At 70.3% G+C, this 12,450-nt stretch carries 13 protein-coding genes; 3 read left to right on the forward strand and 10 right to left on the reverse strand.

Features of this window, described 5'->3' with window-relative positions; translation table 11 throughout:
• Both V8J36_RS14160 and V8J36_RS14165 read left to right on the forward strand, forming a co-directional pair.
• Positions 1–195 (forward strand): hypothetical protein (locus V8J36_RS14160; protein ID WP_336467957.1); only part of this gene is annotated, 195 nt, incomplete at its 5' end.
• Positions 188–1,276, forward strand: a complete 1,089-nt coding sequence (locus V8J36_RS14165; RefSeq protein WP_336467958.1) for a DUF3618 domain-containing protein — start codon at positions 188–190, stop codon at positions 1,274–1,276. The genes V8J36_RS14160 and V8J36_RS14165, both read left to right, overlap by 8 nt.
• An 85-nt stretch (positions 1,277–1,361) precedes the next feature.
• Here V8J36_RS14165 and sbmA read toward each other — a convergent pair whose 3' ends face one another.
• Both sbmA and V8J36_RS14175 read right to left on the reverse strand, forming a co-directional pair.
• The gene (gene sbmA, locus V8J36_RS14170) at positions 1,362–2,597 is read right to left on the reverse strand and encodes a peptide antibiotic transporter SbmA (protein ID WP_336467959.1); all 1,236 of its coding nucleotides are present in this window, start codon (positions 2,595–2,597) and stop codon (positions 1,362–1,364) included.
• A 67-nt stretch (positions 2,598–2,664) separates the two neighbouring features.
• Positions 2,665–3,051, reverse strand: a complete 387-nt coding sequence (locus V8J36_RS14175) for a DUF6525 family protein (protein WP_336467960.1) — start codon at positions 3,049–3,051, stop codon at positions 2,665–2,667.
• 99 nt (positions 3,052–3,150) lie between these two features.
• Between V8J36_RS14175 and V8J36_RS14180 the strand changes: the two genes are divergently transcribed.
• Positions 3,151–4,134 carry an alpha/beta fold hydrolase gene (locus V8J36_RS14180; RefSeq protein WP_336467961.1) on the forward strand — a complete coding sequence of 328 codons (984 nt, stop codon included), beginning with the start codon at positions 3,151–3,153 and terminating at the stop codon, positions 4,132–4,134.
• Here the strand turns inward: V8J36_RS14180 and V8J36_RS14185 are convergent.
• The 8 genes from V8J36_RS14185 to V8J36_RS14220 form a co-directional block, all read right to left on the reverse strand.
• Positions 4,092–4,844 (reverse strand): hydroxypyruvate isomerase family protein, encoded by a 753-nt coding sequence (locus V8J36_RS14185; protein WP_336467962.1) that lies wholly within the window; start codon positions 4,842–4,844, stop codon positions 4,092–4,094. The two genes, V8J36_RS14180 and V8J36_RS14185, sit on opposite strands and share 43 nt — an antisense overlap.
• Positions 4,841–5,494 (reverse strand): 3-oxo-tetronate 4-phosphate decarboxylase, encoded by a 654-nt coding sequence (gene otnC, locus V8J36_RS14190; protein WP_336467963.1) that lies wholly within the window; start codon positions 5,492–5,494, stop codon positions 4,841–4,843. The genes V8J36_RS14185 and otnC overlap by 4 nt, the downstream gene beginning before the upstream one ends.
• Positions 5,491–6,753, reverse strand: a complete 1,263-nt coding sequence (gene otnK, locus V8J36_RS14195) for a 3-oxo-tetronate kinase (protein WP_336467964.1) — start codon at positions 6,751–6,753, stop codon at positions 5,491–5,493. The genes otnC and otnK overlap by 4 nt, the downstream gene beginning before the upstream one ends.
• Before the next feature lie 18 nt (positions 6,754–6,771).
• Positions 6,772–8,166, reverse strand: coding sequence for an NAD(P)H-dependent oxidoreductase (locus V8J36_RS14200; RefSeq protein ID WP_336467965.1), 1,395 nt, complete (start codon positions 8,164–8,166; stop codon positions 6,772–6,774).
• Positions 8,167–8,179: 13 nt separating this feature from the next.
• Entirely contained in the window at positions 8,180–9,685 is a 1,506-nt protein-coding gene (locus V8J36_RS14205) for a tripartite tricarboxylate transporter permease (RefSeq protein WP_336467966.1), read from the reverse strand.
• 10 nt (positions 9,686–9,695) lie between these two features.
• On the reverse strand, positions 9,696–10,208 hold the full coding sequence (locus V8J36_RS14210) for a tripartite tricarboxylate transporter TctB family protein (RefSeq protein ID WP_336467967.1): 513 nt from the start codon (positions 10,206–10,208) through the stop codon (positions 9,696–9,698).
• Positions 10,209–10,297: 89 nt separating this feature from the next.
• Positions 10,298–11,293 (reverse strand): tripartite tricarboxylate transporter substrate binding protein, encoded by a 996-nt coding sequence (locus V8J36_RS14215; RefSeq protein WP_336467968.1) that lies wholly within the window; start codon positions 11,291–11,293, stop codon positions 10,298–10,300.
• Positions 11,294–11,359: 66 nt separating this feature from the next.
• On the reverse strand, positions 11,360–12,421 hold the full coding sequence (locus V8J36_RS14220; RefSeq protein WP_336467969.1) for a 4-hydroxythreonine-4-phosphate dehydrogenase PdxA: 1,062 nt from the start codon (positions 12,419–12,421) through the stop codon (positions 11,360–11,362).
• Positions 12,422–12,450 lie beyond the last annotated feature (29 nt).

Consider the following 12,450-nt stretch of genomic DNA (forward strand, 5'->3'; position numbering starts at 1 on the left):
GTGACCGCGCTCGTGGCGGCCGGGCTGTCCCCGCTGGCGGCGACACTCGCCGTTGCCGGGGGGCTTGCGCTGCTCGCCCTGATCTTCGGGCTGACCGCCCGCCACCGCTTCTCCACCCTCAGCATCGCGCCGCGCCGCGTGGCCCGCAGCCTCGCGCAGGACGCCGAAGCCCTCAAGGAGGCCTACAATGACTGACACCCGCACCCCCGACCAGATCGAGCAGGACCTCGCGCGCGACCGTGCCCGGCTCAGCGCCTCGATCAACGACCTGCAGGACCGCTTCTCGGCCGAAGGGCTGATGGGCGAGATCTCGGACGCACTGCGCGACCAAGGCGGAGAACTGATGCGCGGCGTCGCCGGCGTCGTGCGCCGCAATCCTGCCGCCGCGATCCTGACCGGGGCCGGACTTCTGTGGCTGGCCGTCGGTCGCAGCCACGCCCCGGCCGGCGCCGCCGGGCGGGCGCCCGCCGCGCGCAACTGGGACGAGCGCCCCCTGCCCCGCCACCGCGAGCGCTACGCCACGCCGCGCCATGCCTCTGACCCCGCATGGCTCGACGATGACTGGGAGGGCGAGGACCGCTATGGCACCGCGACCTCGCAATCCGCGGCCGGCGACTATTCCAAGGGCGACGCCGCGCCCGGCACCGGGGCCGCGGCGCAGGCCTCGGGACTGGCCAGCCGGATCGCCGAGGGCGCGGGCGCGATGGCGGATTCGGCGCAACGGGGCTATGCCGCTGGCCACCGCACGGTGAGCGAGACCGGCGCCCGCGCGCTCGACCGCGCCGCGAAGCTGCGCGACCGGCTTTCGGAGGGCACCGAAGGGCTGACGACAGAAGCGCGCGACCGCATCGTGAAGGCGCGCGAGGCCGCCTACGAGGCGCGGCGGCAGGTGATGGGGGCGGCTCATGACGGCCGGGTCCGCGCCGAGGGCTTCTATCGCGACCAGCCGCTGGTGGCCGGGGCGCTGGCGGTGGCCGCCGGCGCCGCGATCGCCGGGGCATTGCCGCGCAGCCGCTGGGAGGACGAGCATCTGGGTGCACAGAGCGATGCCCTCGCCGCCGAGGCGCAGCGCATCTTCCAGGAAGAGAAGGAAAAGGCCGCCGCCGTCCTGAAGTCCACCGCCGGCGAGGCCGAAGCGCAGCTGCGCGCCGCGGGAGCAGAGCTGAAGGCCAGCGTCGATACGGGCCGGATGCGCGATGCTGCCGAAACCGCGGCGCACAAGGTCGCCGACACGGCGCGCGACAGCGCCCGTTCGGAAGGGCTTGGCCGGATCTGAGCCTTGGCCAGGAAATGGTCTTCGGCCCCCAGGCCGGAGAGGCCCCCGGTCGGTCGCGCCGCCGGGGGCTTTCCTTTGCGTAGCGTCAGTCGGCTTCGGGGCGCTGCTCGATGGCCGGCAGCGGCTCGCCCCGGAACGCCGCCTCGAAGGCGCGCAGGCGCTTGTAGATCGACAGCATCTCAACGATCGTCGTCCAGGAATTCACCAGAAACTGGAACGAGCTGCTGACCTGCCCGAAGGCGGTCAGGATCTGCTGCCACAGACCCATCGTCAGCCTCCCCGCGACGATCGTCGGCACCAGGATGATGTTCACATAGACATTGTCGGCCTGGATATAGAGGCCGCGGGCGATGTTGAAATACATGTAGTGGAAGTACAGGCGGAAGTAGTTCGCCCGCACATTGCGGAACAGCTCTGCCACCGTCGGCGGATCGGCACGAGCCGCATCGTCCTCGCCATAGACCAGCTCCTTTCGATAGGCGGCCTCGACCCGCTGGTTAGCGAATTCGAGGCCAGGCAGCCGGATCCCAACCAACGCCAGCAGCACCGTTCCGAAAACCGCCCAGACCACCAGCGCCACGAACAGCGGATGCGGGATCGCGCCGACCAGCGGCAGTTCCGTCACATGCGCCGACAGACGCCAGAGCACCGGCAGGAAGGCGATCAGCGTCATCGCCGCGTCGACGATGGCGACGCCGAGCCCCTCCATGATCGTGGCGAAGCGCATGGTGTCTTCCTGCACCCGCTGAGAGGCACCCTCGATCTTCCGGATCACCGGCCAGCGCGCCATGTAGAAGTCGTTCATCGCCGTGCGCCAGCGGAACACGTAGTGGCTGACGACGAAGCGGGTCACGACGAAGACCACGGTCGAGGTGAGCGCGATCTCTGCGAAGATCGACAGCAGCCCGTAAAGCTCGCCCGCCGTCACCGTGCCGCTGCCCGATAGCGCCTTCTGGAACGTGTCGAAGAACGGACCGCGCCAGTTGTTGATCGCGACGCTGACTTGAACGCCGAAATAGGTGGTGAACAGGATGAAGGCAGAGCCGAGGATCGACCAGCGCTGCCAGGGATGCGGCTGGGCGATGGTCCAGAACGCGTAGAACAGCAGGACCCAGACGAAGTAGAACAGATAGAACCACAGGAATTCGGGCGTGTGGAAATAGCCCAGCCCGACTACGGGGTCCCCGGCCGCCGAGAGGTCGAAGCCGAGCATCCCGGCGATGCGGTCGCCGGGGCCATACCAGACCACCATCCCGATCGCGGTCCAGAGCAGCACCGAGGAAAAGAACAACCGCGGGCGCGGGAAGAAGGATTCGAACACCGGTCGCCATCTCCTGACCATCCGGCATCGACCTAGCGCCCGGCGCAGGCCGCCGTCAAATCCGCCGTCAAGCCCGCCGCGCGCCCGGCCGCGCCCCGGGCGCAGGCCGAGGCGCTGCCCAATTCGCGTGCAGCCCGGCCCCACTGCGCCGAACCCGCGCCGCCTCGCGCGCCAGCGTCCGGCGTTCGGCCAGGTCGAGTCGTGCCGTGATCTGCGCCACGTCGCCCGCGCAGTCCCGGGCGAGCCGTCGCCAGAGCCGCGCGACCGAGGCGGCGCTCCAGGGCAGGACGGCCGCCGCGATCCAGGCACGCGCCGGTGGTGGCAGGCGGTCGTACTGCGCCATCGGGCAGCCGGTGCCGCGCCGCTTCAGACCCGTCACGAGGTTTCCACCGCCAGCCGCCATCCCCACCCGCCTGTCCCAAGCACCGCGATTCGTTATGTTATGACATTTCATAAGATCACCGACGCCTGGCCGCAACCCGTCGCGGAATTGATTGCGAGCAGCGCGGGGCACGCTAGATCACGGGAACCTGACAGAAGGCGCGCCGGCACGATGACACGGATCCTGATGGCCCTGGCCTGCCTGCTGGCCGCCTGTGCCCCGCTGGCAGATCGCCGCGCCGCACGGATCGAGGCGCGGAACCCTCCACAGGGGCAGTTCCTCGAGGTCGCGGGCACCCGGATCCATGCCGAGGTCCGCGGCCACGGACCCGACGTGGTCCTGCTGCACGGGGCCAGCGGCAGCGCCCGCGACATGGACGACCTCGCCCGGCGCCTGCAGGACCGCTACCGGGTGATCTCGTTCGACCGGCCCGGCCTGGGCTATTCCGGCGATCTCGGCACGGCGGGGCTGAGCCCGCTGGTGCAGGCCGATTACCTGCGCGCGGCGGCCGCGCAGCTCGGGGTCCGCGAACCCATCGTCCTCGGCCACAGCTACGGCGGCGCGGTGGCGATGGCCTGGGCGCTGATCGAGCCGAAGACCCGCGGCGTCGTCGTGGTGTCGGGCGCGGTGCTGCCCTGGGAGGGCGGGTATGACGGCGTCTACGGGCTGGCGGCAAGCCCGCTTGCCGAGGCGACGTTGCAGCCGCTGGCCGCAGCCTTCATGCCGGACTGGCTGCTGGACCACATCATCGGCACGCTCTTCGCGCCGCAACCGCTGCCGCCGGACTATGCCGCCGACACCGGGGCGGAGCTTGCCCTGCGGCCGGGCCCGATGCGCACCAACCTGCGACAGCTCACGCATCTGAAGGCCTATCTCTGGCGGATGGGCCCACATTACCGCGAGCTGACGCTGCCGATCGAGATCGTGCAGGGCAGCGCCGACCGCACCATCGCGCCGCGGGTGCACGCGATCCCGATGACCGCCCTGCCGAACGTGCATCTGACCCTGCTGCCCGGCGTCGGGCACATGGCGCATCACGCCGCGCCCGAGGCTGTGATCGCGGCGATCGACCGCGTCGCGCGGCGCGGGCGCGTCAGCCCACCGGCGACGGCTCAGGGCGCCAGCGCAGCCGCCCACCCAAGGCCCGGCCCCTGAACGCCGGGGCGGTATTCGGCCCCCACCGGCCGGTCCCAGCCAAGATCGGCCAGCACCGCGCAGACGTGGCGATAATCCAGCTCGCCACGGTCCGGTGCCCCACGGTCGGGGACCGAGGCGAACTGCACGTGGCCGATCATCGGCAGGTGCCGGCGCAGGCGGCGGGTTATGTCGCCCTCCATGATCTGCAGATGATAGCAGTCGAACATCATCCGCAGGTTCGGGATCGCGAAGGCCTCGATCAACCGGGCCGCTTGGTCCGAGGTGTTCAGGAAATAGCCCGGGGCGTCGTGGTGGTTCAGCGGCTCGATCAGGAAGGTCAGCTCGGGCGCCTGCGCGGCGGCATGGGCAAGGTTGCCGCGCAGCGCGGCCTCGGCCCCGGGACCCGAGGCGATCCCAGACATGACATGGACGGCACCGCAGCCGATGGCACGGGCATAGTCGATGGCGCGGTCGATCTCTGCCCGCGCCTCGGCCTCGCGCCCCGGGATCGCGGCCAGCCCGTTCTCGCCCGGTGCGCCGCGCAGGGTGTTGAGCCCGAGCATCTCGAGCCCGGTGTCCGCCAATGCCGCCCGCACCTCGGCCGCCGGCGTGTCATAGGGCCAATGGCACTCGACCGCGTCATAGCCTGCGGCATGGGCGGCGCGGATCGCCTGCGGCAGCGGCAGGTCTGCCCATAGGAAACCGAGGTTGGCAGAGAAACGCGTCATGCCGCACCCCAGGCCACGTCATGGATCCGCACCAGATCGGCCACCTGCGCGGGCGAGAGCATGTTGGGGGTCTGTCCCCGCAGCAGCATCGCCAGCCGCGCCGTCGCCTCCAGCTCTTCGATTGCGTTGCAGGCGCCCTCTAGATCGAGCCCCGCGACCACCGGCCCGTGATTGGCCAGCATCACCGCGCTGCGCTTGCCCGCGAGCCCGCGGACCGCATCGCCGATCGCCGGATCGCCCGGGCGGAAATAGGGCAACAGCTGCACGCGACCCAGCTGCATGAAGGCATAGGGGGTGATCGGCGGCAGAAAATCCTCGACGCCGGCATCCGGCAGGGTCGAGAGCGCGACGGAATGGCAGGAATGCAGGTGCACCACCGCCGCCGTCCGCCCGCGCGTCTCGTAGAAGGCCTGATGCAGCGGCATCTCCTTCGTGGGCCGGTCGCCTTCGACCTGCCGCCCCGAGGCGTCGAACTTCGCCAGCCGCGCGGGGTCGAGCCGCCCGAACGAGGTACCGGTGGGCGAGACCAGCAGCCCCCCGTCCGGCGTCCGGGCCGAGATGTTGCCGGTCGAGCCAGCGGTCAGCCCGCGGTCGAACATCGAGGCCGCGAGTGTGCAGATCCGCTCGCGCAGCCGGGCCTCTTCGCTCATGCGGGAACCTCTTCGGCGGCCAGCACGGCGGCGGCGGTGGCGAAGAAATCCTCGGCCCCGAAGTTGCCGGACTTCAGCGCCAGCACCAGTCGCGCGCCGGCGCGGATCGCGGGCACGCCGGGCGCGATCACCGGCCCGATCTCGAGACTTTCAAGCCCCAGTCCCTCGACCACCGCGCCCGAGGTCTCGCCCCCCGCCGTGATCAGCCGGGTGACGCCGCCGGCGACCAGCGCGCGCGCGGTCGCGGCGAAAAACGCCTCGAGCGCATGGGCGACGCGGTCCCGCCCCCAGCGTTCCTGCGCCTGCGCGACCGCCGCGGGATCGGCCGAGGAATAGACCAGCGGCAGGCCCGGCTGCGCCAACGCCCAGCCCGCGGCCTCGGCGGCAGTGACCGAGCCGTCGAGGATCGCCTCGGGCGCGACCTCGAGCGCGGCACCGCCGTCCGCGATGTGCCGCGCGACTTGGCCCCGCGAGGCGCGCGAGCACGAGCCCGACAGCGCCGCGACCGGGCCCGGCTCGCCCTGCCAGCGCGCGGCATGACCAGAGATCAGGCCCCGCTGGCGGAAATTCTCGGGCAATCCCAGCGCGATGCCGGAGCCGCCGGTGATCAGCGGAAGATCCGCAGCGGCCTCGCCCAGCGTCACCAGATCGGCATCGCGGATTGCGTCGGCCACGACGAAGGGCCGCCCCCCCGCCGTCTCGGACGCGAGCGCCGCGCGCACGGCCTCTGCCCCGGCCCAAACGGTGTCGGCGCCGATCAGCCCGACGCCCCGGCGCGACTGGCGCGACAGCCAGCGGCGGATGTCGGGGTCGGTCATCGGCGTCAGCGGATGGTCCTGCATGCCGCTTTCGCTCAGCAACCGATCACCGACGAAAAGGTGGCCTTGGAAGATCCGCCGCCCCGTCGCCGGGAAGGCCGGACAGAAGATCACGCCCTCGGCCCCCAGCGCATCCGCCAGCGCCTCGGCCACCGGGCCGATGTTGCCCTCGGGCGTGGAATCGAAGGTCGAGCAGTATTTGAACAGGATCTGGCGGCAGCCCTGCGCGCGCAGCCAGTCCAGCGCCTGCAGAGACAGCGCCACCGCCTCGGTCACCGGCATCGAGCGCGACTTCAGCGCGACGATCCCGGCCTCGACCCCCGGATCGGCCGGAGCCGTGGGCACGCCGCAATACTGGACGGTGCGCATCCCGCCCTTGACCAGCGTCGCGCCCAGATCGGACGAGCCGGTGAAATCGTCACCGATGCATCCCAGAAGCATGGCGTTCTCCTTCCCGCCTCAGGCGGACCACTCCGTCACCGCGTCCTGCCGGCGGCGAAGAGACCACAGCTCCGACCCCTCGTCGAGATCGACATCCCGGCAGCGGATCACCTGCCCTGCCGGCACGTCGACCAGCAGCCGGCGACCGGCGGCGAGGTAATAGGGGATCGCGCTGTCCGGCTCCAGCGGCTGGGCCGGAGTCATCCGGCCCGAGACGCCGGCGATGGTGTGGTGATGGCCCACGGCGTTCAGCACCGTGCCCGCCGGCAGGTCGACATCGGCATGGGCGGTCAGGTCGATCACCGGGCGCGGGGCGACCGCGCCGGAGGACGCGCCCAGCAGCGCGGTTTCGAAGACCGAGGTCGCGGCCTCCAGCCCCAGCAGGTGGCGCGGAAGGCCCAGCATGGCCGTGCGGCCGTTTGCGGCCACGACATGGCCCTTCTCGCGCAGCATCTCCCAGGTCTCGGCATCGCGGCAGGCCACGGTGACGAAGACGCCGCCCGCGAAACTGGGCTCGCCCGGCAGCCGCAGGCAGTGGAAGACGTCAAGCTTGCCGGGTGCCGACAAGAGGCCCCCGTCGGACTGCAGCGCCATCATGTCCGCGATCTCGGTGATCCGCGCGATCGGGCAGTGCAGGTCGGCGCGGTCGGGCACCAGCCCCAGCGCATTGGCGACCACCGTCATCTCGCACAGGTCCGGCACCGCGCGCTGCGGCAGCATCGTAGCCGCCGCCGCGCGGCCCGCCGCGACCTCGGCCCAGGGCCGGCCCGCGGGGTCGAGCCAGGCGCCGAACCCGGGCGCATCGACGTTGACACCGTTCGAGGTGATCCGGCCCGTCGCCGGGTCGAAGACGAAGTCGTACTCGCTCGACTTGCCTGCCGCGATGATCTCGAGGCCCACGACCTCGGCCCAGGTGGCGAGGCCGATCAACAGGCTCGGCTGGTCGCCGTCGACGGGCGAGGCGACGCAGGCCTTCTCGGCCGCCATCCGGCCGAGGATCGGGCCGATGACGCTGTCGGTTTCCTTGGTGACCATGACGACGTGCTGCCCCGCCTCGATGGCCAGACGCGCGTGGCGCGCGCCCGCCTCCGGGCTGCCGGTGGCCTCGAGCACCACCTTGACCGGGATCTCGGCCACCAGCGCCGCGTCGGCGCAGGCGATGGCGCGGCCCGCGGCCCAGGCGGCGCGGATGCCTTCTGCATCCTTCACCACGGCGATGTCGTCCGCGGCATGTCCGACCGAGGCGAGGCCCGCCGCGGCAATGCTCGCGTCACGGTCGACGGCGACGCGGCAGCTGAGCCCCTTCACATGGCGCGCCTGCGCCAGGAAGCTGCGCCCGAAGCCACCGGTTCCGATGATCGCGCACTCGACCTGGGCGGTATCGCGCCCCGCGAAGTAGCGAAGATGGTTCATCGTGTCCGTCCCGTCATTCGGCCGGTTGCGCCCGGCGCAGCCGCCCGGCGAAGGCCCAGGCCTTCGGCACGACCAGCAGCGCGATCGCCACCGCCATGATCGCCGTCACCAGCGAATTGGAGAAGAAGATGCCGAGCGAGCCGTCCGACAGCAGCATCGACTGGTGGAAGGCGTTCTCGGCCTTGTGGCCCAGCACCATGGCCAGCACCATCGGCGCCAGCGGGTAGTCGAGCCGCGAGAACATGTAGCCCACCACCCCGAAGACCAGCACGACCCAGAGATCGAAGGTGGCGTTCGACACGGTGTAGGCGCCGACGAAGCAGATCGCGACGATCATCGGGCCGATGATCGAGAACGGGATGCGCAGCAGCGCCGCGAACATCGGCACCGTCAGCAGCACGAGGATCACGCCGACGATGTTCGAGATGTACATCGAGGCGATCAGCCCCCAGACGAAGTCGGGCTTGGTCGCGAACAGCATCGGCCCCGGGGTCAGGCCCCAGATCATCAGCCCGCCCATCATCACCGCGGCGGTGGCCGAGGAGGGCACGCCAAGCGCCAGCATCGGCAGCATGGCGCAGGTGCCGGCGGAATGGTCGGCGGTCTCGGGGGCGATGATGCCCTCGGGGCGGCCGGTGCCGAAGGGCTTGCCCTTGCGCGAGGCCGAGCGGGCGACGCCGTAGGACATGAACGAGGCGGCGGTCGGTCCGCCCGGCGTGATGCCCATCCAGATCCCGATCGCGGCCGAGCGCAGGGTGGTCGCCCAGTAGCGCGGCAGTTCCACCACGGTCTTCAGCACGTCGCGCAGGTCGATCTTCGAGGCGACACCGCGGAAGCGAAGGCCCTCCTGCACGGTGGCCAGCAGTTCGCCGATGCCGAAGAGGCCGATGACGATCACGAGGAACGAGATCCCGCCCAGAAGCGCGTCGTAGCCGTAGGTCAGGCGGATCTCGCCGGTCACGTTGTCCATGCCGACCGAGGACAGCACGAGGCCCAGCGTCAGCGACACGATGGTCTTGACCGGCGCGGCCGAGCCCATGCCGATGAAGGCGGCGAAGGCCAGGAAGTAGACGGCGAAATACTCGGGCGCGCCGAAGCGCAGCGCGAAGTTCGACGCCCAGCTGGCCAGCAGCGTGATGACCAGCACGCCGGTCAGCGCGCCGATGCCCGCCGACATGAAGGCCAGCGTCAGCGCCCGGGTCGACTCGCCGTTGCGCGCCATCGGGTAGCCGTCGAAGGTCGTCGCGACCGAGGATGGCTCGCCGGGGATGTTGAACAGGATCGAGGTTGTCGAACCGCCGAACAGGGCGCCCCAGTACATCGACGACAGCAGGATGATCGCCGCGGTCGGGTCCAGTGTGAAGGTCAGCGGGATCAGCAGCGAGACGCCGTTCGGCGCGCCAAGCCCCGGCAGAACGCCGACGATCAGCCCCAGCAGCACGCCCGCCACCATCAGCAGAAGATGCATCGGCGTGATGGCGATGCCGAAGCCATGGATGAGCATGTCGAAATTGGCCATGGTCCGGTCCTCAGTAGATGCCGAGCAGCGGTTCGATCGGGCCCTTCAGCAGGGGCACGAGGAAGGCGACTTCGAAAATCAGGTAAAGCGCGACGGCGAAGCCCACGCCAAGGCCCAGCGCGATCGGCAGCCGGTAGCCGCCCTGCCGCCAGGCGGTCCAGGAGATGTAGCAGATCGAGCCGACGTAGATCCCCATCACCAGAGTGATCACCAGGAAGACGACCATCACCGCGAGGAACCCGCCGATCCGGCGCGCTTTCTCGCCGTCGAGGAACGGCTCCTCGACATCGCCGGTCACCGCGGCCAGCCGTCCACCGACGCGGTGCTTGGCCACGGCCGCGACCAGGTTCCACAGGCTCGCCGCGATCAGGATCAGGCCGACGTAGAACGGGAAATAGCCCGACTGCGGGCCGCTGTCGGTCCAGCCGTGGCCCAGCTCCTCGGCGCCGATCACCGCCGTCACCCCGACGGCAGCGGTCACGACCGCGGTCGCAAGCTCGGCATGAAATCTCTTGACGGTCATCGCGCCCCCTCCCTGTGGCGATGTCCGGGCGGACCCCGGCACGGAAAGCCCCGCGGGCGGACCCGCGAGGCTCTGGCTGACCCTTCAGGTCAGTTGGAGGCCCAGCCCTGCTTCTCGAAGACGCCGACGGTCTTGGCTTCGCTGTCCTTGATGAAGCCGTTCAGCTCATCCCCGGCCAGGAAGGCCGCGCTCTGCGAGGTCTTCTTCAGGTAGTCCTTCCACTCGGGCGCTTCCGAGACCTTCTTCAGCTCGGCCTCGTAGAAGGCCACGGCCTCGGCCGGAACGTCGGCGGGCACCCAGACGGTGCGCGGCATCTGGTAGCTTTCGATCTGCAGGCCCTGCTCCATGCAGGTCGGGATGTCGCCCCAGCCCATGCCGTCATGAATCGGCTCGGACTTGGCCATCCGCTGCTTCGAGAAGACGCAGAGCGGGCGCACCGCGCCGGCCTGCCACTGGCCGAGGTTCTCGTTCGGGTTGTTGACGTTCGCGGCAACGTGGCCGCCCGCCAGCTGCACGCCCACTTCGCCGCCGCCGTTGAAGGGCACGTACTTGAAGTCGGCGCCCGTGGTCTGCTCGATCAGGGCCACCAGCGTTTCGTCGGTGTCCTTCGACTGGCTGCCGCCGAAGGGGATCTTGCCCGGGTTCGCTTTCGCGTCCTCGACGAGGTCCATCACCGTCTTGTAGGGCGCGTCTGCCTTCACCCAGACGAGGAACTCGTCCAGCGCCAGCGCCGCGACCGGCTGCAGATCCTCGACCTTGTAGGCGAGCTTGGCGACATGCGGCAGCAGGTAGACGTTGTTGGTGCCGAAGATCAGCTTGTTCGGGTCGGCCTTGTTCTGCTTGGCATACAGGAACGCCTCCGCGCCCGAACCCGCGCCCTTGTTCAGCACGACGATCGGCTGGCCGAGGTCGTCGCTTTTCACGATGATCGACTGGATCGTGCGCGCGAAGTTGTCGGTGCCGCCGCCGGCGCCCGAGGCGACGACGAATTCCAGCGGGCGGTTCGGGGCCCAGTCGGCGGCCGCGGGCAGCGCGGCGCCGAGGGCGAGCGCCGCGAGGGCCGCGCTGGTCATCAGGGTCTTCATGGGTCTCTCCTCCTCTGTTTCGGCCTTAGCGGCCCGCGGGCTCCTCAACCCGCATCAACGCACGTTTCAGTCGGCGAGGGCAGTCTCGGTCTCGACCGCGCCGGTCGCCCAGTCCGCGCCGAGCGCGACCGAGGCCCCGCGCGGCGGATTCAGTTTCGCCAGGCTCTCGGCCAGCCGCGCCGCGGCCAGCGTCGCGCCCAGATCGGCCTTGCCCTGCCCCGCGATGTCATAGGCGGTGCCGTGGGCCGGGGTGCAGATCGGGAAGCCGTAGCCCGCGATCAGCGTCACGCCGCGGTCGAAGCCCATCAGCTTCATCGCGATCTGACCCTGGTCGTGATACATGGTCAGCACCGCGTCGAACTCGCCGCGGATGGCGCGCACGAAAACGGTGTCCGACGGGATCGGCCCCTTGACCGCCAGCCCCTCGGCCGCGGCGGCCCGCACCGCGGGCTCGATGATGTCGTCATCCTCTTCGCCGAAGTTGCGCCCGTCGCCGGCATGCGGGTTCAGTGCCGCGACGCCGATCCGCGGGTTCGGCTTGCCGGCGCCTTCCATCACCTCGTGGGTCAGCTTGATCGAAGCCAGGATCCGCTCGACGCTCAGCGTGTCGGCGACCTTGCGCAGCGGGATATGCGAGGTGACGCGAGCGTTCCAGACCTCTTCCAGCACGTTGAACTCGCGCCCCGAACGGGTCGCGCCCAGCACGCGGTCGATGAAGCCGATCTCGTCGACGTAATCGGGGCGGGCGAGCCGCATCGAATGCTTGTTGAACGGCGTGAACATCGCCGCGTCGGCGATGCCGGCCTGTGCCAGCCGCAGCGCGGCGGCGAAGTTCTGCAGCGAGGCCGCCCCGGCAGCCGGGTTCGAGCTGCCCTTGGTGATCGCCTCGGGGCCGCAGTTGGCCAGATCGACCATCACCCGGCCGGCGGGCAGGCCACGGGCCACTTCAGAGGCAGCCACCACCGGCAGGTCGAAGGCCACGCCGGCATGGGTCTTGCCCATTTCGAGCAGCCGAGCATCGCCGATCACGACGAAATCCCGGCCCTGCATCTCGGGATGTGCCAGAAGTTTCGCGGCGAGCTCGGGCCCGACGCCGCCTGCATCACCGATTGCGAGAGCTGTGCGCATGATCGAATCTCCCCCCGTTCATTTGCTTC

The sequence above is a fragment of the Frigidibacter sp. MR17.14 genome, assembly GCF_037095735.1.
Classification (GTDB): Bacteria; Pseudomonadota; Alphaproteobacteria; order Rhodobacterales; family Rhodobacteraceae; genus Frigidibacter.

What these genes read in the sequence shown, in the direction of transcription:
- V8J36_RS14165 (WP_336467958.1), top strand. Translation starts at nt 188, where the DNA reads ATGACTGACACCCGCACCCCCGACCAGATCGAGCAGGACCTCGCGCGC.
- V8J36_RS14175 (WP_336467960.1), bottom strand. Translation starts at nt 3,051, where the DNA reads ATGAAATGTCATAACATAACGAATCGCGGTGCTTGGGACAGGCGGGTG.
- V8J36_RS14180 (WP_336467961.1), top strand. Translation starts at nt 3,151, where the DNA reads ATGACACGGATCCTGATGGCCCTGGCCTGCCTGCTGGCCGCCTGTGCC.
- V8J36_RS14185 (WP_336467962.1), bottom strand. Translation starts at nt 4,844, where the DNA reads ATGACGCGTTTCTCTGCCAACCTCGGTTTCCTATGGGCAGACCTGCCG.
- otnC (WP_336467963.1), bottom strand. Translation starts at nt 5,494, where the DNA reads ATGAGCGAAGAGGCCCGGCTGCGCGAGCGGATCTGCACACTCGCGGCC.
- otnK (WP_336467964.1), bottom strand. Translation starts at nt 6,753, where the DNA reads ATGCTTCTGGGATGCATCGGTGACGATTTCACCGGCTCGTCCGATCTG.
- V8J36_RS14200 (WP_336467965.1), bottom strand. Translation starts at nt 8,166, where the DNA reads ATGAACCATCTTCGCTACTTCGCGGGGCGCGATACCGCCCAGGTCGAG.
- V8J36_RS14205 (WP_336467966.1), bottom strand. Translation starts at nt 9,685, where the DNA reads ATGGCCAATTTCGACATGCTCATCCATGGCTTCGGCATCGCCATCACG.
- V8J36_RS14210 (WP_336467967.1), bottom strand. Translation starts at nt 10,208, where the DNA reads ATGACCGTCAAGAGATTTCATGCCGAGCTTGCGACCGCGGTCGTGACC.
- V8J36_RS14215 (WP_336467968.1), bottom strand. Translation starts at nt 11,293, where the DNA reads ATGAAGACCCTGATGACCAGCGCGGCCCTCGCGGCGCTCGCCCTCGGC.
- V8J36_RS14220 (WP_336467969.1), bottom strand. Translation starts at nt 12,421, where the DNA reads ATGCGCACAGCTCTCGCAATCGGTGATGCAGGCGGCGTCGGGCCCGAG.